The organism is Sulfuricaulis sp. (assembly GCF_049587675.1).
GTDB lineage: Bacteria > Pseudomonadota > Gammaproteobacteria > Acidiferrobacterales > Sulfurifustaceae > Sulfuricaulis.
In genome coordinates this window covers 1-23,868 of the sequence record NZ_JBAVEJ010000157.1, presented here as the reverse complement: position 1 = coordinate 23,868, position 23,868 = coordinate 1, and the positions used below count along the sequence as shown (strand labels likewise).

The following is a 23,868-nucleotide window of genomic DNA, read 5'->3' as shown; positions in this document are numbered from 1 at the left end:
TGACGTTCCTGCTGTTCCTGACTTTCTACTTCCCCTGCGTGTCGACGTTTGCGGTCATGCTGAAAACCATCGGCCGCAAGGAGGCGTTGTTTTCGGTATCGTTGTCCGTGGGCGTGGCGCTGCTGGTCAGCGGGATTGTTCGGTTACTGCTGGAAGGGGCGCAATACCTTTCCGCCTGAAGTAATGGCGGGTGGCGCTGCAGGCAAGCGGGATGAAATGACTGCTTCGGGTAAGCGTCGCCTGATAGTCAAGCCGCCGCGGAATATTCCTTTAGCGCCTTGGCATCGTACTCATAATAGCCGTCGGTGCGCGGACGCAGAATATTCTGGCGCTTCAGCTCCGCCAGGATCCGGCTGACGCTCTCCGGCGTGATATCCAGTATCGCCGCGATGTCCCTGCCATTCAGCATCACCACTCTGGATTTGTGCGCATGGTCTATTTCACCGAGCCAGCAGATGAGCTGCACCACACGCTGCTTTACCGTGCCGGAAAGCAGCATCATGATGTAGTCATCCGCCTGAAACAGCGCGTTCGCCCAGCGCTCCATCAGCTTGCGGTAAAAGCGCGGTTTCTCCTCGCCTAATTGCCGCAATACCCCGATCGGAATCCGGCACGCCGTGACCGGTTGAAGGGCGATCGCCGTATGCCCGTAAGGACGTCCGAGGAGGCGCTCGAGCCCGATGGTGTCCGCGGTTTTCATCAGGCGGATAATCCGCCCCTCGCCATCCGACTGATGGCGCACCAGTTTCACCAGTCCGTCACGGATGGTGTAGATGGCATTGTCCTCGTAACCCTCCTCGTAGATAACCGCGCCTTCCGCATAGTTGAACTCATCGATGGGCTCATATATGCCCTGGATGATCGTCTCGAGCTCTTTTTTTGACAGGTCGCTGAACAGCACCTCTTTGAAAATTTTACAGCTCCGGCAATCCGATCTGCCGAGCCATGTCGGTCTAACCTGGCAAGAATTGAGAATTCTATGGTTCATCGCTCATTCTCCCACTCGCTTTTTCACGACCTTACTCCTAGGCTAAAGCGTACTATCCGAAACAGGCACGCTGCTCGCGAAATTCCTCTCAGGTTCCTGTTACGACACCAGAATTCCACATTTATATCATTGCGTCACGTCAATTCACCCCACTCGCGGATTATTAGCCCATGAACAATAAGGTAAATTACTGCCAAAACCCTTGGGCTTCTTGCCCGAGCCCGAATTGGGTTCAGTTCGGCATCAGCGGGGGAGCGCGCCCCGATTGCGCTGCTGAAGGGGATATTTCATGGTCCCAAACGCTGACAGACCGGCGCAGGCACTGAACTGGCGCGTTTCAGGGTCCCATCGGGTGAAATAATGTGGTACACTGCGTTTTCGGGTTTTCGACATAGCACGGTCGGCCCGGATTTTTCGGTAATTCCCAGAATGGCAGTACCCGTTAACCACTCGCGATTCAGCCGCAGGGACGCACATGACTCAAGAAACGACCGACGCAACTAAATCCCCGGCCATGATAGCCGCTTCACACCAGGCCAAGCTGCGCCCCTTTAAAGTAGCCAGCGTGGAGAAAACCGATGCGCCGGATGGCAGCGACGGACAGGACTGGTACCGCTACGTCCTCGACAGCGGCCGCTCCAAAATCGCCGGGCAACGCCGCGGATCGCGCAAAGACGTGCTCGCGTACGCCGCACAATGTGCCGAACAACTCAATACCCGCGGACTGACCGGGCAATCCATCTGGAGTCCACGCGGCCGAAAACCGGCAGCCGCCACCAACGCCTCCAACGGCTGAGCACCACAGAAAAACAGACCCCGCCAGTTGGCGGGGTTTCTGTTTGTGCCGCTCAATTTCCCGTTTTCAACAATACTCGACTCAAAAAAAAGACCCCGCCAGTCGGCGGGGTCTTTCGCTCAAATCTGCTTGCGCAGTAGTTTAAGTCTTAGGCAGGCTGAACGTTTGCCGCTGACGGACCCTTCGGGCCCTGAGTCAGTTCAAACTTTACCTGCTGTCCTTCGGTCAGGGACTTGAAGCCCGAACCCTGGATGGCGGAGTGATGCACGAAGACATCCTTGCTGCCGTCAGACGGGGTGATGAAGCCGAAGCCCTTGGCGTCGTTGAACCACTTTACTGTACCTGTATTCACGGAAATTCCTCTTATTGGTTGAATTGCGATGGTATGCAGTTCATTCCTTGAAAGCTAACGCGGGGCTGGCTACCGAAAAAGCGCGGAAGAGCTACCGTACTGACTACAAGAACTGTACTGCAACAGCGCCACTATACATGAATATGGCCTTCCCGCCAGTGCTATTTCGGATAACCCGTGGCAAATGGACATCTTCGCGGTACACCTCACCGCGCGCCATTGGCAGCCATCGACATGACCCTCACGGCTATTGAATCTTTTAAAGATCAGAGAGTTAACCCGAGATCAGATTGGGAAAGAATTTTGCCAGATGAAATCATAATTCAATGACGTCAACCGCGCCACGCGTCGCGGACGCAACGCCGTCATCAAGCTGGTGTGCTGTAAAGGTTTTGCGATTCGACAGAGCTGTCCTGAAACTTTTCGCACTTCAACAAGCTCCGGCACCAACGGGTCGAAGCCTGCGGTGAGCCAGTCGAACCGGGCTCGCCACGAACGAATTTATTCAGCGGTTCCCTAGGCACTGATTTCCTCGTGCTGTTCCTCCACGTGCAGGATCGAGTTGAAACCTCCCGAGAAATTCTGTAACTGCTCAGGGTTCGACGGATCTTCCTGCCACACGCCGTCGACGATATAACGGTATTGATAAGTCCCGGGTGCGAGCATCAGGATTTTCTCCACGTCGTCGCCCGCCGTGCGCGTGATCACGCCGCGGTCCGGCGTCCAGTCGTTGAAATCGCCGGCGATCTGCACGTCCCTGGATGCGTAACCGAAAAGCCGCAGCGTCACTTTCTGCCGCGCGTCGCTCGTGTTGATTCGCGCCCTGGCCTCCTCGAAGGCGTGTTTCATGCCGGCGACGTGCGCCGCGTGTTCATGCTTTGATTCCGTCTGCGACTGTCCCGGCAGGCTCGACATGAGTTCATCGGCCAGGCGCAGGTATTGCACGGTCACGGTCGAGGTGGGGTCGTAGGCGATGATCGGCACGCCCTGACGCACGGCCTCTTTCAAGCGCACCGTGAATTGGACCATCACGGATGAAACATCGTCCGCAAATCGCTCACCGACCTCATGCAGGAATTGCCGGCACAGGCGTGTGCGACTGTCGACCAGCGTCGGCACCACGCGAATCGAAATCTTGCGCCCATGACGTTCTCCGAGACGCCTGATGGTTTCGTACATGTAGTCGATGCCGTTGAGACCGAACAGGCTCATCTCAATCGGAATCAGCACCAGATCAGCCACCATCAACGCATTCAGCGACAACAGGCCCATCGAGGGCGGACAATCGATGACCGCGTAATCGTAGCGGTGTCTGATTCCGGCCAGATGAATTTTGAGCTGGTGATCGCGCGCGTCGCTGCGCACCGGCAGATGCTCCGCTGCCGCCAGCGTCATGGTCGCCGGCACCACGTCCACCCCCGCGAACACGTCCGGTATGATAATGTCCTCGAGCTTTACCTCGCCGGTAAAAACATCATACAGATCACGTGCATCGTCGCTGTAAACCCCGAATCCCAACGAGGCATGGGCCTGAGGATCAAGATCGAGGAGCAACACACGTTGCTCCTTCTTTCCGAGACAGGCGGCAAGATTGATGGCAGTGGTGGTTTTCCCGCACCCGCCTTTCTGATTGGCAACGGCAATGATCTTCATAGAGCATGCACCTCCGGTTTTCGGTCAATAAAAAAGGGAACGATGATTTGCTCCCCGGTTCTTGCGCTCCGCCCGATGACCGGCAATCGCGGCCAGGGTATCGCGGAGCGCGATTCGGTTTGATGCGATATTCGAAATAACAACGGATCAACGCGTCCGGGGTAAACAGAAACGACTGCGGCCGCAAAACCGGCGGTGGAAAAAACTACGTGATGGGAAAGATGGGAAAGACATCGCCCCCGGTCGGGGCGTGACGGTGCGACGAGGCCAGTTAAGCGGCGGCGGATGAGGAAACTCCTCGCCACACCGGACGCACCGATGAGATGCTGCTTTGCAGACCCGTGTTGGCCAATCCGTTGAACCTCCAGGGAAGCAATCGCGAGAAAGTTTATGGGCTCGCTGAAAAATGTCAAGAAATACCGGCACAATCTGCACGTGGCGCGGGCCCCGCGCCATCAACGCCTCGCGTGTCCGTCAGAAATTCATCAGGCGTGATGCGGATTTTCTGTAAGCGCCTCATGCCTGCCGGTCAGGCAGGAGCATGATTCGAGCAAACGCGGACGTTACGGCTTCAGATCCTGGCCAGTCAACTCGCGCCGGACATCCCGCAGTCTGGCTTTGATCCTGGCCGCGTTCTCGCTGCCCAGGCGGATCATGATCTTCTGACCGGCCGACAGGTCCTCCAGATTGGGATCCGCGAACTGATACAAAACATTCGGCCGGACCAGTTTGATTTGCCCCGGAACATCCGGTGCCGCCAGCAGATCGTCGATTGCCTCCACGAGGCGGTCGTTGAAATATCCCTTGGGGTATCCCAGGTTTTGATATTCCTGCTGAAACAACGGATAAAAGTGGACATACACCGCGACAAGCTTCCGGGTATCGATGGCATTCGTCAGAAAGACGTATGGAGTGTAGCGCCGATAATTCTCGGGACTGGCCAGAAAGTTTTCCCCTTCGCCGGTCACGAGAAACTTGCCCAGTACCGGTTTGAAAAGCCGGTATTGCATCGGCACTTTCTTGCGCGGCAAATTGTCCACCGTCACGACAAAGCGGCGGACGATATCCTTCAGATCAAAAACCTCTTCGGCCAATTTCCGGGTAAACAGTTCCGCCAGCGTGTCCCGCATCGCCGCGTCACTCTCAGCCAGCGGCGGCAGAGGTTCCCCGGCGGAGGGAGCCGCTTGAACCGGATGGCGTATCGCCGGCTCGGCCTTGGCGGGCGCCGGCGGTGCTTCGGTTTGCGACACGGGCGCCGGTGGCGGTGTCGCCTGCAAATGCCAATAATAATAAGCGGCGGCAATGCCGCCCAATATCACGAGCACCACTACTGACCACATTGTGTTTTTCATGAGCGGGTATCCGTCATCGAAGGGTTTTGCCTGGCATCCCAGCCGCGTCCATATTACGACGTCGAGGAGGATAACCCAAGAGCCCCGAAATTGGCCTGATCAGAACTTTATTTTAGAGAGCGGTATCTCAAACTGACAGATTGAAACGAACCGGGACAAGTGCGCATAATTCACCCATCATCAGCCCGGTCACTGGATGGCACAATTGCAATTAACCCTGGATCTGGTCCCCGCCGAAACCGCCGGGGAGAAAGACGCAATGGAGTCACTGGAGAATCGCGTGCGTGCCGCGGTCAACACCTGCTTTCGCCGCGCCGAGATTCATTTCCAGCGTCGCTTCGAGCGTGCCCAGCTCGCCTTCAACCTGCGCGGGATGGCAGCCGCCGTGGCCTACCCGACACGAAATGCGATTCGCATCAACCGCCGGTTACTGGATCAAAATGCCGAAGACTTTCTGCTCAACACTCTCCCGCATGAGGTGAGTCACCTCATCGCCTATCGCGTGCACGGCCAATGCATCGCACCGCACGGCGTGGAGTGGGCCGCGATCATGCGGGAGGTTTATGGGCTCGAGCCGCTACGCTGCCACAATTACGATGTTCGTCCCAGCCTGACGACGGCGTATCTTTACCGCTGCGGGTGTAACGCGGGACATACATTTACTACGCGTCGTCATAACAACGCCCGGCGCGGACAACTCTACCTCTGCCGCCGCTGCCGCCAGCCCCTGGTCTTCTCGCATATCGAAGAACCGCGCGTTGGACGGGAAATCGAGGTATGAGACTCCGGCCGCATACATAGCGCGCGCCGGGTTATTCACTCCGAAACTATCTCCATCCAATCTGGAAGAAGTAGCTTTATCCGCCTGGGCGCGGAAGCAGGGACTACCGCGCTCTTTCCACCGCCAGGCCCCATACCCCTATGCCTTTGTGGCGGGCGATCTTCTCGAGCGCGATATATTCAAACGGCGCATCCGGCAGCGCTAATGCCCAGCCACGCTCAAGTAAATAGACACTTAAATCGGCGCCGCCTGCCCGGCAGAGCGCTACGTCGCTGCCGTCTTCGTTTTTCGACTTTGGTTCACAGTGGACAAAATCGGCCCCGATCTTGAAATCGAGCGCAAGAGCCGCTTGCGGCGCACAGATAACCGGTCGTTCGAAGCTGCGACAAGACTGAGCGGTCGGCGGAATGTATATGCCGAACAATCGGAAAATGCGGCCGCTTATTCTCAGCGAGCCGTCATCTTGTACAAACGCGTAACCGGAAATGTCCGCCGCCGAAACTGTCGTGGCCAACGGCAGTGAGATCAGGCTCAACGCCAAAGCCGCCATCAGAGATAGATATTTCATGACATTGCCGACACCTTCCGCGCGGAATAATCACGCGAGACCCGGAAACAATTGTATCAGCCCGCCGGCGATGAATTCGACCGCGACGGCGGCCAGGATCAGCCCCATGACTCGAGTCGCGACGCTGATGCCATAGTGTCCGAGCCGGTTGGCGATGGGTTCCGCCAGGGCCAGGACCGCCCAGACACTGCCCGCCACCAGCAGGGCCGCGAACAGCAGAAACGCGATATCCCAGCCGGTGCGGGCCTGGTGCGCGTACACGATCGTGGTGCTGATGGCGCCGGGACCGGCCAGCACGGGGATCGCCAGCGGCACGACGGCGTTGCTGTCCTTGTCGTCTGTGCCGATGCGCTCCTCGGGCGTATGCCGGGTTTCGCCCGGATATCCACGCAGCATGGCGATAGCCATTATCATGATCAATATGCCGCCGCCAACGCGGAACGATGGCAAGCCGATGCCGAAGAAGTGCAACAGCGGTTGGCCCAGGAACATGCTCACGACCAGGACGACGGCAACGGCAGTGGCCGTGATGCGCGCCGTATTCTTGCGCGCGGCCAGCGCCTGATCGCGGGTGAGTGTGATGAACACAGGCAGCGCGCCGATCGGATTCGTGATCACCAGCAAGGCCGTGAGTATGTGGATGTAATCCGTCCAGTTTTTCACGAGCGAAGGCGGCCGGCTCAGGAGATCGTCTGATAATATAAATTCTGCGGGTGATTGGCCTGCGCGAAAAAGAACCAGCGCTCCACCAGCAGGCCCAGATACTGAATGACAAACGCGACGGTGATCAGCGTCACGCTGCGATCGATCATCCCGGCAAACAACAACGCCAGCGGCACCGGAAACACCAGAACCAGGAATATCCATTTGATCGAGCGGAACAACCTTGGCGCCACGCCGTGAAAAAAGTCGCGTGTATTGAACGAGCCGCCCATGAAACCCTGGGACTTCTGTACGATCCGGGCATGGCGCACGCCGATAGCCGTCTGGATCGTCGACTTGTGCTTGAGACGGTGGTTGCGGATCAGCGAGACAACGCGCGTCGCCATAACTGCCAGCGTGGCAACAATAGTCCAGCCACCGTAGAAGAAAGTCAGCTCCGGCGCCCGGTACGCCGCGTACGCAGTCGCCAGCAGGAAACCCGAGGCCAACCCGAACAGCGTGTAATTGACGACCGTCAGCCAGGACGCCCACTCCTGCAGAAACTTGATGCAGGCGTAAATCATGCCGGTGCACAGAAACAGCAGAAACGCCAGCGCCGCGCCCCCGGCGCCGACGACCAGCGAAAGATCCCCATGGGCCGATGTCTTGATGCCGATTATATTCAGATCCCATTCGTAATGATGAACCAGGCCGTAGGCCGCCACCGCGCCCATCAGCGCCGGCAGCACGATCACCTCGCGCGACAGCCATGAAGTGCGCCAGCGGACCGCCGAACGCCAGGCGCGTTCCGGGTGACCCAGATGAAAGAAGGATGCGACCAGCCCGGCGATCAGGAACGCCAGCGCGATGACACTGCCGATTGTGTAGAAGCTGGCCGGTTGCGGCGGCAGCAACTCGACCACCGAATAGACCTGCTCGGTGTAAAGCGCCAGAAAGAATCCCTGGCCGGTGCCAATCAACGTCGTCAGAAAGATAACCGAGAAGGCGGGGTGCATATCCGATTTCCCGTGGCGCTACCAGCTCGTGACATCGTCGAGCGACGGCTCGCTGATGGCCGGCTTGGGCAACACGCCCTCCTTCTTGAGCGGATTATCGGCGCGCACGAGCTCGTCGGCGTGGATCTTGATGCGCGTCTTGCGGCGCGGCAGATAATGGTTGGCCGGCTTGGTGCCCCACTCCGGCATGAGCGCGTAACCGCCGTTTTCGCTGATCGCAATCGACACCGCCGATTCCGGATCGTGCACGTCGCCGAACAGGCGCGCGTTCGTCGGGCAGGCAAGCACGCAGGCCGGCTTGCGTTCCGACTCGGGTACCGACATGTCGTAGATGCGATCCACGCACAAGGTGCATTTTTTCATGACCTTCTGATGCTCGTCGATCTCGCGCACGCCGTAGGGGCAGGCCCACGCGCAGTACTTGCAGCCGATGCACTTGTCATAATCAACCAGTACGATGCCATCCTCGGGGCGCTTGTAGCTCGCGCCGGTGGGACATACCGGCACGCACGGCGGATCCTCGCAGTGCAGGCACGACTTCGGGAAGTGCACGGTGTCGGTATTCGGAAACTCGCCGACCTCGAAGGTCTGCACCCGGTTGAAGAAAGTGCCGGTCGGGTCCTGCCCGTACGGACGATCATCGGACATATAGCCGGCTGCCCCCGAAGTATTCCATTCCTTGCAGCTCGTGACGCAGGCATGGCAGCCCACGCACACGTTGAGATCGATCACCAGTGCGAGCTGAGTCATAAAGGTAGCCCTACTCCGCTTCGCTGCGTTCGTCCTTTCAAAAGATGGCGCCCTACTCCGCTGCGCTCCGTTCGTTCTTTCATATGATTAGGTTCCCATCATTTTGCCAGCCACGTAGGCCAGCCAGTTTTTGCGACGCGGCTCCTCGCCGGGTACCGGTGTGAGCGTCGCGAACTGCGGCCAGGTCACTTTTTCTTCCGCCGGGTCGGCTTTGTAAAGACGTACGCGCACATCGTACCAGCCGGCCTGGCCGGTGACCGGATCGGAATTGGACAGGTGCTCGCCCTCCGGTTGTGGCGGCAGTTCCTCAGAGATCAGGTGGTTCAGGAGAAACCCCTGGCGGGCTTCGTTCGCGCTCGGTTCGAGATTCCACGCCCCGGGCTGTTTGCCGATGGCATTCCAGGTCCACACCGTGCCGGGCTCGGTTGCTTCGCTGTAACGGCACATGCCGCGCACCTTGCCCCAGGGCGATTCTACCCAGACCCAGTCACCATCCTCTATTCCCTGGGATGCGGCGGTCTTCGGGTTCACGAATAAATAATTGTGCGTATGAATCTGGCGCAGCCAGGCGTTCTGCGAATCCCACGAGTGGTACATCGCCATCGGCCGTTGGGTCACCGCATTGAGCGGATATTTCTGCTTGTCGGTCAACTGGGCTTCGAGCGGTTCGTAATAGAACGGCAGCGGATCGAAATAGGTCTCGATGCGCTTGCGCAGATGCGGCGGCGGCTGCTTGCCCTGAGTCTTGCCCTGCGCGGCGAGGCGGAACTGCTGCAGGATGTCGGAGTAGATATGGATCAGGATCGGTTCGGCATAGCGGGTCAGCCGGTGACGCTGCGCCCACTCGAGGTAACCCTTGTTCCAGTTGCGCATGTACTGAAAGGACTTGGGCAGCTCGTAACGGAACACGCAGTTGTTCTTTTCATACATCTGCCACTGGTTCGAGTTCGGCTCGCCTTTCATGAATTTCTCCCCGCCCTTGCCGCGCCAGCCGGCAAGAAAGCCGATGCCCGATCCCGGCTCGATCTCGTAATTGATGATGAAGTCCGGGTAATTCTTGAACTTGCGCTGCCCGCGCGTATCGACAAACGCCGGCAAATTGAGGCGTGAGCCGAGCTCGATCAGCACTTCCTGGAACGGCTTGCACTCGCCCTTGGGCGGCACCACCGGGATGCGCACGGAATCGACCGGGCCTTCAAACTCGGAGATCGGCCGGTCGAGCATGCTCATGACATCATGGCGCTCCAGATAGGTGGTATCCGGCAACACCAGGTCGGCGTACGCCACCATCTCCGACTGGAACGCATCGCACACGACAATAAAGGGAATCTTGTATTCGCCGTGCTCGTCCTTGTCGTTCAGCATCTCGCGCACCTCGACCGTGTTCATGGTCGAATTCCACGCCATGTTGGACATGAAGATCATCAGCGTGTCGAGCTGGTACGGATCGCCGCGCCAGGCGTTGGTGATGACATTGTGCATCAGGCCATGCACCGACAGCGGATACTCCCAGGAGAACGCCTTGTCGATGCGCACCGGCGTTCCATCCTTGTCGACGAACAGGTCATCGGGGTCGGCCGGCCAGCCGAGCGCCATGCCATCCAGCGGTTTGCCCGCGCGCACGCCTTCAGGGCCCTTCGGCGTCTTGGCGCAGGGCGGGATCGGGCGCGGGAACGGCGCCTTGTGCCGGAACCCGCCCGGCCGGTCGATGGTGCCGAGGATGCTCATCAATATCGACAGTGAGCGTATCGTGTGAAAACCGTTCGAATGCGCGGCCAGCCCGCGCATGGCGTGGAAGGCCACCGGATTGCCGGTGACCACCTCATGATCCTTGCCCCAGATGTCGGTCCAGGCGATCGGCAGCTCGATTTTCTGATCGCGCGCCGTCACGCCCATCTCGTTGGCCAGGCGCGTAATGGTCTCGACAGGAATGCCGGTGATGGTGCTGGCCCACTCGGGCGTGTAGTTCTTGACGCGATCCACCAGCAATTGAAACGACGGCTTGACCGGAGTGCCATCGGGCAACACAAACCCGCCGCGCAGAAACGGATCGGCGCCCGCGGTATGCGTGACCACGGCCTTGTTGGCATGGCGGTCCCACCACAGCTTGTTTTGCGGATCGAAGCAGCCCTCCTCGACCGGCACCTCGGCGCGCACGAACATGCCGTACTCGCTCGAGTTCTTGTCCATGTTCACGAGTTGAGCGGAGTTGGTGTATTGCACCAAAAAGTCGCGGTCGTACAGGCCCTGCTTGATGAGCACGTGGATGAGCGCGAGAAACAGCGCCCCGTCGGTGCCGGGCCTGATCGGCACCCATTCATCGGCAATCGCCGAGTAGCCGGTGCGCACCGGATTGACCGAGATGAACTTGCCGCCATTACGCTTGAATTTGGAGATGGCCATCTTGAGCGGGTTGGAGTGATGATCCTCGGCGGTGCCGATCATCACGAACAGCTTGGCGCGCTCGAGGTCCGGTCCACCGAACTCCCAGAACGATCCGCCAATGGTATAGATCATGCCCGCGGCCATGTTGACCGAGCAGAAGCCGCCGTGGGCGGCGTAGTTGGGCGTACCAAACTGTTTGGCGAACAGGCCGGTGAGGGCCTGCATCTGATCGCGGCCGGTAAACAGCGCAAACTTCTTGGGGTCGGTGGCGCGAATCTTTGCCAACCGCTCTTCCAGTATCGCGAACGCCTCATCCCAGGAAATGGCCTCGAACTCGTTGGCACCGCGTTCGCTGCCGGGTTTGCGCCGCAGAGGTTTGGTCAGGCGCGCGGGCGAATGCTGCTTCATGATGCCCGAGGCGCCCTTGGCGCAAATCACTCCTTTATTGATGGGGTGATCGGGATTGCCCTCGATGTATCGGACCTCGCCGTCCTTGAGGGTCACGCGGATGCCGCAGCGACAGGCGCACATGTAACAAGTGGTGTTCTTGACCTCGCTACGGCCGGAGGAAGTTTGGGTCATGAGAGCTGGGCCAATCCAGAAAGATTGTCGGACACAAGGATACTGACGTCAGCAACGATACTAAGCCCTGACAGTAGGCGCAATTATTGATCCGGCACAAATGCAATTGAAACGAAAACAACTTAATTATACAGCCAACATCTCCAGATTTTCGTGTGCCAGATCAATAATTAAAATTCATAAGATTGCCTGTTATTGCGGCGGCCAGCGTCGCTTGATTAAGGATCAATCCCTTTAAGTGCCTCCACTTTATGATATCGATTCACGCCGCCGCAATAACAATATTCAATGCGGCGACAAAAAATACTAGTGCGACTACCGTGGAATTCCACCGGGTTTAGTGTGTTATAGCAATCCCGGCTCAATTCATTGGTTCGATCTCGTAGCGCACCCACAGGTGATGCTCGCCACCCGGCGCGATGGTCACTACGTCGTCCGCAGCGTTGGCGCTTTCCACGCACAGCATATTAAGGTAACCGTTTTCGCCGAAATCTCCCATCTTCAGCGACTTTTCGATCCACGGATTCCAAACCACGGTTGAATGACTGCCGCGTTTGCGAATACGGATACTACGCTTCAGGCTGGGATCGTCGATCAGGCAATCCGCGCTGGAATCTAGGTAGATGCGATCAGTTTCGGCGCCGATCGTCACCGGTCCGGTCTGCGTCTTGCGCTTGCCGCCGTCCATCTTGTCAAGATAAGGACAGCCTTCGAGACCGCGGATTTTCACCTGGCGCACGTCGCTCACCTCGAAATAGGTATGCAGCGCATCGCCGATGGTGATGGCGCTGCGGTCGGCGTTGCGCGTCACGAGATCGATCTCGAGCGCCGCGCCTACGGTTATGTGGCTTTCGAGCAGCGTGGCATGCGGCCACTGGGCGCGGGAGGCCTCGTTCAAGACGAGGCGAAAGTCGAGACGCGTGGCGCCATCCGCCAGGGTTTGTGCACCGATTACTACCCACGGCACGGTGCGCGCGAATCCGTGCGCCGGGAGCGTGGCCACGGTCGCATGCGGACCGAACCACGGCCAGCAGACCGGTACGCCACCGCGGATCGATTTGCCAGGCGCGAATTTGGCGGCGCGCGACAGCCAGATCACCGGCGGCGACCCGCGTGGCGCCCAGGTCAGCACTTGCGCGCCTTGCAGCGCCACGGTGGCACTGCCCCGGGAATTGACCACTTCCACCACGTCCAGCCCGCCTGAGCCTTGCTTGAAAACCACCTGACCGGAAAGGCCGAAACGCGCGTTCAACGTCGATAAATCAGTCATACCGCTTAGTCCTTGAAAATATGTTATAGCGTTATTGTTGGCTGCCGGGGAAGGTTAATGAATTTTGGTGTTGAGTTTTTTCGCAGGTGCATTCGCCTTGCCGGCCTCAGTCTGGCGCTTGATGAAGGCTTCAAGGTCGGCGGCCGTGACGGCACCCCCCTGCTGCGCCACGAGTTCACCGGCCGGAGAGATGATAAAAGTGGTAGGCAACATGATAATGGCGCCGAAGGGGGTAACCTGTTGCGACGGGTTGGAGGGCAACACCGGATAGCTCATGGACATGCTGTCCATGAAATCTTTCAGCCAAGCCAGAGAAATGTCCTCAAAGTCGACGCCCAACACAACGGCATCGTGATCCTTGTGCTTTTCGTGAAACTTCGTGAGCTGCGGAATTTCTTTAATGCAGGGCGGGCAAGAGGTCGCCCAGTAATTGACGACCACCCATTTCCCGGCATATTGCGACAGCGTGTGGACCTTGCCATTCGTGTCTGGCATGGAAAAGACCGTCTTTCCTTCCGCCATCACTGTCATCACGGGCGCCAGGCAAAGCAGCCACACTATAAGAAACCGTTTCATTTCAATCTCTGACTCACAAAACGTTATTCTGATTACTTCCGCTCGTTATCACGTGGTGTCGGTCCGGCGCCAGCTCGCAGCACATGCTGGAGCTCGACGGCTTTGTCATAGTTATCCCAGGTCGGCCCTTTCTTGCCGATCAGCTCCTGATGACGAGAAGGCACACCGTACTTGTTGACCGTATGGCAGGCCGCGCACTTCACCGGGCCATGCGAGCCATCGGGATTCAACAACGCCGCCTGCTGGTAACTGGAAATATCCACTTCCGGGTTGACGGGATAAAGACCGTGAGTCGATTCATGGCAACCCTGGCAGGTGATTCCCGCGTGCCCCTTGGAGTGGCGCATGAGCGCGTACTTCCCCGGCTGGTCTAGGGGAAAGGCGCCGCCACCCATGCTTTCGACGAAGGGCGGTCGATGGCAATCGGCGCAGTGGGGTTCACCGGGTGCCAGCCAGTAATCCTTGCCGTGGGTGGCCGCTTCATACGACGCCGCCACGCCTTCGGTCCCGTCCGGGTCTTTGTCCACAATAATGACAGACCGGTTGCCGTCTTCATCGGGCACCGTCAGCACCGGCTTTCCCTGCGTATCCGCCTTGATCCGGCCGACGGCGGCGAGGGTCTGCCCGGAGCGATCCCAGGTACGGTAGACGCCGCTGGAAACATCTTCTCCCTGCATCGGGCTTTTGGGATTGAGGTAGTCCCTTTTCAGTTGCTCCACCGAAATGCCGAGGGCGGCGGCCATCGGAGCCAGCGGCTGGTTACGAAGCGTCCGGCCTGTCTGCGTCACCGCGTCGGTAAGATGATCCGCCTTGTACAATTCGCGCGACAGCATGTTATGACAGTTGGTGCAGTATAAGCCCTTGTCGTTTCCCTTGGTGTTCATCACCTCGGAAAGCAGCGCGCTGCCCACGGCGTTGAGATAACTCGGGGTCTCGGCCCCGTCCTGGTGTCGACGGGGATTGCCGTGCACGTCGCGACGGGTGAAACAACCTTTGGCGTCGCGCACGTCTCCGGAGGCGAACTGGTTTTTCCCGTCCGCCGTCAGCGGAAAATCGTTCATGGTACGGTCGCTGCGGTGCGCCGGATGGCAGCCCTGGCAACCGCCGGCAAAACCGAGACTGTCGGGGAGTGGATTGTGGCGCTGATGGCTCTTGTGAATCGCTTCAGTCAGGGGCGAAATCAGGTGATCGGGATCGGGCAGCCGGGGATGTTTCGGCTGAATATCACTTTTCTCCATGGCGCCGGCTTTCCGGGATGACAACCGGCCGATGATATTGTCCGCGTGGCAATCCTGGCACAGGACCGAATCCCGTCCGAGCCGCAGATACGTGCTCGAACTTGCGGGCCATTTGGCCAGGAAGTTCGTGCCGTGATGGTCGTCATGAATTTCCAGAATCGAAATCGCCGCGGCCTTGATTTGCGCGTAATACTCGCCGGTGCCGCGCATCTCTTTCCAGAAATCGTGCTCTGTCTTGTACTTGGAATATTTGTTGCCATTGGCGCGTTCGTTCGAATGACAGCGCGTGCAGTTGGGCACGTCGATGGGATTCACCCCGAAAAACCGCACGACCTGACCGGACGAATCGATCACGGGTTCGCGCGTCTTGGCGTCCACCAGCGTCACCACGGATTTCTGGAACGGCTGAAACATGGTCTCGTCCAGCGTCGTCAGCGCCGTGAATTGATCGTTGAACGGCGTGAGCGGAAGCCCGAGCGCCTCCCATATCCCGGGACCCGTGAGGGTGATCGGCACGTTTTCCATGACGGGTGAATCGGCGAACACCACGGTTCCGGTCGTCCCGGAATAACGCAGAAATCCCTTCCCCACATACTGGCCGGTCGGTCCCTGATTGATCTTGATCGGGGTGTCGATACCGACATGAAGTTTCTTGGCGTTGGCGCTGGTGTGCTCCGGATTGGAGCCCTCGAGATCCTTGTAAATATAAAGACTGCTGAACTCCTGGTCAGGTAGCGCTTTGCCGCGATACGCCACTCCCCAGTAGGCCAGCTTCTTGGCAGCCGAATATGTATTAGGTATACCCTCCGGGTCCTCATGGGTGTAGGCCAGCCGGAAGCGTTTGTCGCCGTCCACCAGCACCTCGGGGTCGTGGGGGTCGGAGCCGAGCAGCACCGGTTTCTCGCCTTTGCTCTCGGTTTTCACAACCTGGGCGAGAATAGAATTGTACGGAGGCAGGATACAACAGTAGGAGAAATCAAAACCGGTACAGTGCATCCCCAATTCGTAATTGATGAGGATGACATAGTCCCGGGGAGGTGGCGTGTCGCGGCGAAACCAATCCATGACCCCTGCCTGGATCACGCCGGCAAAGGCAAACAAGAACAATGCAAACAATCCGCAGCAAATCAGACGGCGATTCATGGTTCGCCATTATCCTCCCGTCCCGAGGATATTACACTTACTGGCTAACCTGATTAACGCCGCTCTTTCCGGGAAGTTTCTGCTCAGTCAACGGGGTCGATTCTGATTTCTTCTGGTTGGCCCTTATTTTTTCTTCCTCCTGCCGGACGATTTGCTGAAACCTGTCCGTGTAGACTTCCACCGGAAAGACATTCTTTGTCCTCAGGTCGGCCACATACCGATCGCGCCGCTCGCGCCAAAGCATGTTCTTGGTCGTCTTCCATGTATCCTTGTCTTCAATGTTCTGAAGCCGGGGTTCCCGGACCCCCATGACCTTCACCAGGTGCCAGCCCACCGGGGATTCAACCGGACCGCCCAGTTCATCCGGCTTCAGGGAGAACGTCAGACGATCGAGCCCAGGAAAGCCGCTACCCTTGGCGACCCAGCCAAATTCCCCCAAGGTCAGCTTTGCATTCGGATCGATGGAATACTTCGTGACCGCCTCGTAAATCGAGATCTTGCCGGATTGGATCTGTTTCTTGATGTCCTCCGCTTCCGCCTTGGTCTTCAAGACCACCATCTGGATCTTCCGGGATTCCGGAACCTGGATTTTTGTTTTGTTCTTTTCGAAATACTCCCGGACTTCCCCGTCGGTCGGCTCCATTTCCGGGAGAAGTTTCGCTTTGTACACGATGATCAAATGGACTTTCTTGAATTCACCTACCTGGGCAAGATAAGTCGGATCCTGATCCAGGTGGGCAGCCTTGGCCTTGTTCACGGCGACACGCAGGTCGATGAGTTCGTTCAGGACATCGCGCCTGACAGTTTCAGAGTCGCTATTTTTGAGATTCGTCAGCGACGGCTTGAGTTCTCCCCAGGTGATGGTCTCCTGACCGACTCGGGCCACGACGTCGGTGCCGGCGCGCGATGCATCCCCTTTCGAATCCAGTTTCGTGGCATCGATGGCTATCTGCACTCCTTCGCGCAAGCGCTTTTGCATATCCGCCTGCCTGGCCTTGAACCGCCCTTCCCGGAGTCGGGCTTCGATAGACTTCCGCACGTCCGGCGTGAAGGGCGTGCCCTTGGCGATATTGTTCTTGTAGAAATTCCGGACCTCTTCGTCGGTCACCGTGATGTCCTTGTCCAGATTTCGCCGATACAGAGAACCCAGCATGGCTCCGGAAAAGTTTTCCACGTCGCGCTGGTAAACCGGGTCATTCTGTATGCCCTTCTTCAAGGCATCCAAGTACAGCAGATTGGCGCTGATCACCTTGTCGAGCACCAGCAGCCGTGTTTCGTTTCTGGCCTGAGTCCCCGGAGAGGGAATCGGCATGCCGACGACGTCGGAACTGTTGATCATGATGTCGATCTGGCTGAAGGTGATGGTCTGGTCGCCGACCTTGGCGATGACGTCCTTAGGCTTCGCGAGAGCATTCGCGCCCAGCGGGAAAGCGGTACCTAAAAGAAACAATGCGAGCAGCATCGTTGCGAGGATGTTTTTCGATGAGTTTATCATTTGAATGCTTTGCCTCGCGGTTTGATCTATAGAATTTATATGCGCAGTGGTCTAAACGTACCGCCAGCCTGAATCCCGGTTTGCTCTTGAGATTGTAACCCTAAAAATGGAGGGGAGTTACCTCCCCTCCATCGCTTACAACTCCGATACTGCTCTAGCCTGCCGCAGGCTCAGTACCCGCAGGTCGAACCCGTCTTCTGCTTCGATACGTATTCCCAAACCGACTGAGAAACGGCACCGAAGGGAACGTGTTGTTTCCATATATTGTTGTTGCAGGCAACCTTGTTGCTGAAGTTGACCTTAAGTATGTGGCAACTCTTGCAGACTCCCTGGAGCGGATTTCCGGACGCCGGATCGCCGGAAACGTGGCCAAGCTGGCTGGTCTCCACGTTGTCCATGGCGCCCCGCGCCACAAAACCCAAGGCGCTGTGCACCAGCCAGCCCGCGTTCGTATCGGACACTTTCGCCGCACGATCCCGGTGGCAGCTCACGCACACGTCCTTCCTCGGGTCGGCCTCTTCCGTGTAGGTGTGGGCCCAACTGACGGCGGAGTCGAAGTCAGTGGCGATTTTCGTTCCGTTGTACATGATATTGTTTGTCGCCAATGCCACGCCCTTGCTGTTGGAGATATGACAGGCCCCACACTTCAGCGGCCCATGCTTGCCATCCGGGTTCATGCCGGCCGCCTGCGCATAGGTGGTGGTGTCGATCTTCGGGGTGACCGGATAGAGTCCGTGCGTCGACTCGTGGCATCCTTGGCAGGTGATGTCCTGATGACCGCGCGAGTAGCGGAACAGCGAGGCCTTGCGCGGGTAGTTGAACGGCGGGAAGGCGTTGATGTTGCCGCTCTGCTCCGTGTACGGCGCCTTGTGGCAATCCGCGCAGTGCGGCTCGCCGGGGGCCAGCCAGTGATCGCGGGCATCGTCCGCCGCCTGGAACGGAACGGGTACCGCGGTGCTGCCATTGCCCTCGCTATTTAATTTCGTCTGGGCCGCCGCTACGCAATCGGACGTGGTGCAGAAGTCGAGAATTCGCACGCTGATGTCGCCATCGATGTCGGAAGTGACTACTGGCCCACCACCATTGACCTCGATCGTGGCTACGTTGGCGTCCGGATAATCTACCGCGTCATTCCAGGCGGCATACGTGTCGTCATTGCTGTTCTTGGGATCGAGCCAGGCGATGGCCTGCGCTTCCGAAACACCCACCGCCGAGGCGATGGCGCCGAGCGACGACAGTGCACGGATATTCACCGCATTCGTCGTCCCATCGGCCTGCTTTCCGGGCACGCCACGAATCAGGTCGACCATATTCTCGTTGCGCCAGATCTCTTGACTCAACTGGGAGTGACAGTTGGTGCACCAGATGCCCTTGTCATGGCCCGTATCGTTGGCCACGTTAGTTTTCAACCACTGGCCAATGGCGTTCAAGTGGATCTTTCCACCCAAATCCGCGCCCCGGCCCGGGTTGGAGTGAACGTCCCGACCCACAAAGCAGCCACCTGCGGCATCGCGGTTGTCCGCATTCGCAAAGTTGTTCAGCCCGAGCAAGGTAATCGGATAATTGCTGAGATCGCCATCGGAGCGGTGGGCCGGATGGCAGCCCTGGCACGCGCCGTTGCGGCCTTTCGAGTCGTCGAACGGAAGATCTTTGTGATTGTTGTGCAGGGCCTCGGTCAGCGGCGGGATCAGGCCGCGGCTGGTGCTCGCCGATTTGACCACAGCGATCACGTTATCCGCATGGCACCTCTGGCACAGTACGCTTTCATGCCCGAGTCGGGTGAGCTGCGGAGGATTCCCGCCCGTCTGCGGAAAGTTCAAGGTGAAATCCGTGCGGTGCTCGTTGTCGTGGATCGACAGGATGCTGATCGCCGCTGCCTTCAACCGCGAGTACCAGTCGGAGTCGCCGGCAGAGGTATCGATGTCGTAATACACGTTCCAGAATTCGAGCTCGAGCTGCACCTTCGCCGCCGTGTAGGGACGATAGACATCGGTTCCGCTGACTCCCAAACCTTGGTTCGCGTTGTTCGGCGAGGCAACGGTAGCGGGCAGCGAATGGCAACGCTCGCAGTTGGGGATATCGATCGGGGCATCGCCCATGCCGATGACCGGCTTGCCATTTTGCAACACGGCAGTGCCGATGCCGCCCGGCTGGCTCGGATCGTAGTTATGCAGCGCGGCCTTCATCTGGACATATGGCCGGATCGATTCCTCAGTGACCTTCCCCGGATCTCCGAAGAAGTTGATGGTGTCTTCAAAAGGATCCAGCGGCAGGCCCAGGGCTTCCCAGATGCGCGGAGAGGTCAGCATTACGGGTAGATTCTCCAGCACCTTCATCTGGGTGAAGACCACGGTGCCCGTGTCGCCGGAGAAGGTCAGGACATTCTGCAAGCCCGGTGCAGATCCGGGTCCCATGGGATGGAAGGCGGGACCGCTGTTCTGCGGCAAAACCGTCGAAAATGCAGTGGACGCATTCTGATTGCGCAAACCCAGGCGGATCTTGTCTTTCTCGGCGCTGATGTTTGCGGTGGGATTACTTCCTTCCAGGTTGGCGTAGATGTACAGATGGTTCAACCACGCGTTGGCATAGTTATCCTCGGGATCGGCGTAACTGCCGTTACCCTGCAAGACATTATTCTTAGGAGATGAAGCTTGATGCGCGTTAGCAGCCGGAGGAGGAACAGCAGCAACCGTTGACCCGTAGTCGCCGTAGATCAGCTTGTTGCCGCTGTCGGGGGCGGCGGCGTCGAATTGGGTGTTCCACATCAGCAGGGAGTTGCCCTCCACGTGGCTGATGAGCGTGCTGGTCTGCAACGCGCCGCGTCCGTCGTTCCGCGGCTGGGCGTCATGCCAGTATCTTAATACGTACTTCTTGAACTTCCCGTTCGAATCCAGCTCGGTATCCCGCAGCACCGTGGGCCGGCCGAGAAAGTCGCGACCGACATTGGGATCGCCCTCCAGCAGTCTGGGGAATGCATTGGCTCCCAGAATACCTTGCTGGGTCTTGACCACCTGGGCCAGGATCGAATTGTACGGCGGAAGCACGCAACAATAGGAGAACTCGAATCCGGTGCAGTGCATGCCCAGTTCGTAGTTCATCATGATATTGAAGCTATTTTTGGGAATCGTAGGCCCGGTACTCTTTGGGGGGCTGGGAGAGAATAGAGTTGATAAAGATGTAATAGATACGGATGTATCGGACACATCAGTCGTGGACGTGGTAGCCGCCCATCCCGTTCCCGAGTATCCCAGCATCGATATCAGCAACATCCCGAGCGTCGCCAGTAGCCGATTGCCAAACTTGATCTTCAGATGCGGTTCCATTTACTCCTCCTTCTTGTTTATGCCCATGGTGGTGGTCATACTTTTCTGAAACTTAAGCAATCCGCATGCCAGCTATTTTTTGCAGAAATAGCCGTGAAATCAGCAAATATATTAATGCATTGACGAATTTGTCAGTCAGGCGTATGACATCCATGTCAGTCACATGACAGCAATGTCAATTTGGATTTATTACTGACAATCTACCGGAATATCGAAGCTTCATGGGTTATCACTGTTAACAAGAACGCTCAATAGCACAATGAGCAATCAAGCCGTGTCTTTACAGCTAGCGGCGGTGCACTGCAGGAGGGAATTATGAAACGGAATACCGTGATTGAGTCGCTAATCAACGCCCAAGATTTACCCGCCGTGGTCATCGACAAGCATTACCGGATCATCGCCGCCAACCGGGCCTACTGTGACACCTATGGCGTCGATGTGGATACTGTCGTGGGACGTTGCTGTCATGACATATCGCATCATTCGCCCGTCCCCTGTCATCAGAACGGAGAAGATTGTCCGCATAAGGCGGTGCTGACTACCAATAACCCGTTCGAGGTCATGCATACCCACTATGATTACGCCAACCGGCCCGACCGCGTGCGCATCAAGGCCTATCCCATCGATACAGCGAATGGTGACCGGTTTGTCCTCGAAACCATCCATCGCCTGGCAAATCCGATTAACCTGTCATGCGAGGAGATGCGCATGGTCGGGCACGCTCCGGTGTTCCTGCAATCCGTGGAGACCATGAGGCTGGCTGCCAAATCCTACATACCCGTGCTGCTTTACGGTGAAACCGGCGTGGGCAAGGAAATGGCCGCGCAGTATATCCATGAGCAATCAGCACGCCGTGCCAAACCCTATGTCGAGCTGAATTGCGCGGCGATCCCGGAAACGCTTTTCGAGAGCGAGATGTTTGGCCACGAGCGCGGCGCCTTCACCGGATGCGTGGGGCTCAAGCGAGGATTGCTCGAGACGGCGGACACGGGCACGTTTTTTCTGGATGAGATCGGCGAATTGCCCTTGTCCATGCAGGTAAAGCTGCTGCACGTATTCGACTCGGGCGAGTTCCGTCGCCTGGGCGGCACATCAACGATCAAAGTTGACGTGCGCATCATCACCGCCACCAACCAGAACCTGATGGCCATGGTCTCTGACGGCAGTTTCCGGGAGGACCTCTATTTCCGCATTGCCGGCATCAAGATTGATATTCCACCGTTACGCGAGCGGCGAACGGACATACCCGCATTGGCAGAGGCGCTGATCAAGCGTATGTGCCAGCGGGACAAGATGGAACGCTGCCATCTCACCAAGGCGGCGATGGAACGCCTCATGGGTTATAACTTCCCGGGCAACGTGCGCGAATTGCTGAACATTCTGGAACAGGCCCGCGCTATAAGCCCGGACGGAATTATTGCGCCCGAACATATCCATCTTGGCGGGAATGATCATTTGCCACGTGCCACCAACAGAAACTTGGCAGCCCTTCCAGCCCCGGCAGCACGATCAGTAGCCGCGATGGAAACAGATGCGCCCCACTCGCTGGCGGACGCCGAAGCCCGCTATATCGCCACGCTGCTGGAACGTCACGACCACAACCGGCACGCCGTCGCGGAGGCGCTGGGTATCAGCGAGCGCACGCTATATCGCAAGATCAAACGCTATCAGCTAAATTCCCACGCAGTGGTGGAATAAGGTCAGGTTCGCAACCCGGTCCACCGCGGTTTGGCACGGCCTCGTCAACAAATGCCGGAGCCTCAGTGACGTCTTCTCACGCTACGGGATTCTCAAGCGTGCCGATGGGATCGATGGTGATCGCGACCACGTCGCCCTTCTTCAGGAACCGGGGCGGGTTGAAGCCCATGCCGACACCGGCGGGCGTGCCGGTGGCGATGACGTCACCCGACGCGAGCGTCATAGTGCGCGCGAGCGTTTCTATCAGCGCCGGAATATCAAATATCAACCCCGAGACCGGCGCGTCCTGGCGCAGCTCGCCGTTAACACGCGTCTGCACACGCAGTGTTCCCGCGTCCGCGATCTCGTCGGCCGTCGCAATCGCCGGGCCCATGGGACAGAAACCATCTAGGCTCTTGCCGAGAAACCACTGCTGGTGACGGCGCTGCAAGGCACGCGAGGTGACGTCGTTGACGATGGTGTAACCGTACACATGGCGCATCGCCTCCGCGCGCGCAATGCCGCGGCCGCCGGGGCCGATCACCACCGCAAGCTCACCTTCGTAATCGGTGGTGTTTGTCGGGTCGAGCCATGCCGGGATCGGCTCACCCGGCCCGATCACCGACGAAGTCGCCTTGGTGAAAAAAATCGGCAGCTCGGGAACTGCTTCTGCGCTACCGCCTTTAAGCCCCGCCGTTTGTAATTCCTGTGCGTGTTCGCGATAGTTCTTGCCGACGCAGAAGACATTGCGAACGGGCTTCGGGATCGGCGCCGTCAGCCGCACTTGCGCCAGCGGCACACGCCCCGCCCCGCTCACCTCGGCGCGGCGCGCCTCAGCCAGTCCCGGCTCGCCGAGCGCGATGAACGCCGCCATGTCTTGCGGCAGTCCCGATGCCGCACGGAATAGATCGACGACCTCGTTGCGCGTGCGGTCGAGGATGCCAAGTCGGCGCTTTCCACTTTCTATAAATGTAACAAGGAGCATAGATGAACGACAGATTCAGTTTTTCAGAGAATACGCTGAAATATCCGCTAGTACTAATCTGCGGTTGCGGCCATATAGGTCCCGGGGAAACTTCCGCAGTGAAAATGTGGCAGCTATCCCGTTTCTTTTGTGGCTTGCGCTATTTCCTTTTCCCGTTTCGCCGAAGCGACGCGGCTGCCCTCGAATCGGGATAAAAGTTCGTATACGCATGGCACCACAAACAGGGTCAATAGCGTCGACACGAAGACGCCGCCAATGACCGCTATCGCCATCGGCGCGCGCAGCTCGGCGCCGGG

19 protein-coding genes are annotated in these 23,868 nt (G+C 58.2%); 3 read left to right on the top strand and 16 right to left on the bottom strand.

The genetic code is table 11. The features are described from left to right. Positions 1-247: 247 nt before the first annotated feature. Entirely contained in the window at positions 248-988 is a 741-nt protein-coding gene (locus tag WB402_RS08235; RefSeq protein WP_424206773.1) for a Crp/Fnr family transcriptional regulator, read from the bottom strand. A 475-nt stretch (positions 989-1,463) separates the two neighbouring features. On the opposite strand from WB402_RS08235, the gene WB402_RS08230 reads away from it, so the two are divergent. Then, positions 1,464-1,784: a hypothetical protein gene (locus WB402_RS08230; RefSeq protein ID WP_424206771.1), complete on the top strand. Its 321-nt coding sequence runs from the start codon at positions 1,464-1,466 to the stop codon at positions 1,782-1,784. A 148-nt stretch (positions 1,785-1,932) separates the two neighbouring features. Here the strand turns inward: WB402_RS08230 and cspE are convergent, their stop codons facing one another. From cspE to WB402_RS08215, 3 genes are all read right to left on the bottom strand, one after another. Then, positions 1,933-2,136 (bottom strand): transcription antiterminator/RNA stability regulator CspE, encoded by a 204-nt coding sequence (cspE, locus tag WB402_RS08225; RefSeq protein WP_372522531.1) that lies wholly within the window; start codon positions 2,134-2,136, stop codon positions 1,933-1,935. A gap of 516 nt (positions 2,137-2,652) precedes the next feature. Beyond that, positions 2,653-3,789, bottom strand: coding sequence for an AAA family ATPase (locus WB402_RS08220; protein ID WP_424206769.1), 1,137 nt, complete (start codon positions 3,787-3,789; stop codon positions 2,653-2,655). Between the two features lie 563 nt (positions 3,790-4,352). Then, a complete protein-coding gene (locus WB402_RS08215; RefSeq protein WP_424206767.1) occupies positions 4,353-5,141 on the bottom strand; it encodes a DUF3014 domain-containing protein in 789 nt (262 codons plus the stop codon). Positions 5,142-5,346: 205 nt separating this feature from the next. On the opposite strand from WB402_RS08215, the gene WB402_RS08210 reads away from it, so the two are divergent. After that, entirely contained in the window at positions 5,347-5,922 is a 576-nt protein-coding gene (locus WB402_RS08210; RefSeq protein ID WP_424206765.1) for a SprT-like domain-containing protein, read from the top strand. Positions 5,923-6,025: 103 nt separating this feature from the next. On the opposite strand, the gene WB402_RS08205 is transcribed toward WB402_RS08210, so the two are convergent. The 10 genes from WB402_RS08205 to WB402_RS08160 all read right to left on the bottom strand — a co-directional run bounded on the left by WB402_RS08205 (position 6,026) and on the right by WB402_RS08160 (position 20,688). Further along, entirely contained in the window at positions 6,026-6,490 is a 465-nt protein-coding gene (locus WB402_RS08205; RefSeq protein ID WP_424206763.1) for a thermonuclease family protein, read from the bottom strand. A gap of 30 nt (positions 6,491-6,520) precedes the next feature. After that, complete coding sequence (locus tag WB402_RS08200) at positions 6,521-7,153, bottom strand: MarC family protein (RefSeq protein WP_424206761.1); 633 nt, start codon at positions 7,151-7,153, stop codon at positions 6,521-6,523. Between the two features lie 17 nt (positions 7,154-7,170). Continuing rightward, entirely contained in the window at positions 7,171-8,148 is a 978-nt protein-coding gene (locus WB402_RS08195) for a dimethyl sulfoxide reductase anchor subunit family protein (protein WP_424206759.1), read from the bottom strand. Between the two features lie 18 nt (positions 8,149-8,166). After that, on the bottom strand, positions 8,167-8,898 hold the full coding sequence (locus WB402_RS08190) for a 4Fe-4S dicluster domain-containing protein (protein WP_424206757.1): 732 nt from the start codon (positions 8,896-8,898) through the stop codon (positions 8,167-8,169). An 87-nt stretch (positions 8,899-8,985) separates the two neighbouring features. Then, entirely contained in the window at positions 8,986-11,865 is a 2,880-nt protein-coding gene (locus WB402_RS08185; protein ID WP_424206755.1) for a molybdopterin oxidoreductase family protein, read from the bottom strand. A gap of 361 nt (positions 11,866-12,226) precedes the next feature. Continuing rightward, the gene (locus WB402_RS08180) at positions 12,227-13,135 is read right to left on the bottom strand and encodes a D-hexose-6-phosphate mutarotase (protein WP_424206753.1); all 909 of its coding nucleotides are present in this window, start codon (positions 13,133-13,135) and stop codon (positions 12,227-12,229) included. Between the two features lie 54 nt (positions 13,136-13,189). After that, on the bottom strand, positions 13,190-13,666 hold the full coding sequence (locus tag WB402_RS08175) for a TlpA family protein disulfide reductase (protein WP_424206751.1): 477 nt from the start codon (positions 13,664-13,666) through the stop codon (positions 13,190-13,192). Positions 13,667-13,743: 77 nt separating this feature from the next. Then, positions 13,744-16,092: a hypothetical protein gene (locus WB402_RS08170; RefSeq protein ID WP_424206749.1), complete on the bottom strand. Its 2,349-nt coding sequence runs from the start codon at positions 16,090-16,092 to the stop codon at positions 13,744-13,746. Positions 16,093-16,129: 37 nt separating this feature from the next. Then, positions 16,130-17,587, bottom strand: a complete 1,458-nt coding sequence (locus WB402_RS08165; RefSeq protein WP_424206747.1) for a peptidylprolyl isomerase — start codon at positions 17,585-17,587, stop codon at positions 16,130-16,132. 170 nt (positions 17,588-17,757) lie between these two features. Next, the gene (locus tag WB402_RS08160) at positions 17,758-20,688 is read right to left on the bottom strand and encodes a hypothetical protein (RefSeq protein ID WP_424206745.1); all 2,931 of its coding nucleotides are present in this window, start codon (positions 20,686-20,688) and stop codon (positions 17,758-17,760) included. Between the two features lie 537 nt (positions 20,689-21,225). Between WB402_RS08160 and WB402_RS08155 the strand changes: the two genes are divergently transcribed. Beyond that, the gene (locus tag WB402_RS08155; RefSeq protein WP_424206743.1) at positions 21,226-22,608 is read left to right on the top strand and encodes a sigma-54 interaction domain-containing protein; all 1,383 of its coding nucleotides are present in this window, start codon (positions 21,226-21,228) and stop codon (positions 22,606-22,608) included. A gap of 76 nt (positions 22,609-22,684) precedes the next feature. Here WB402_RS08155 and WB402_RS08150 read toward each other — a convergent pair whose 3' ends face one another. Next, entirely contained in the window at positions 22,685-23,572 is an 888-nt protein-coding gene (locus tag WB402_RS08150) for a fumarylacetoacetate hydrolase family protein (RefSeq protein ID WP_424206741.1), read from the bottom strand. Positions 23,573-23,685: 113 nt separating this feature from the next. After that, on the bottom strand, positions 23,686-23,868 hold a 183-nt coding region (locus WB402_RS08145; RefSeq protein WP_424206739.1), incomplete at its 5' end, for an efflux RND transporter permease subunit.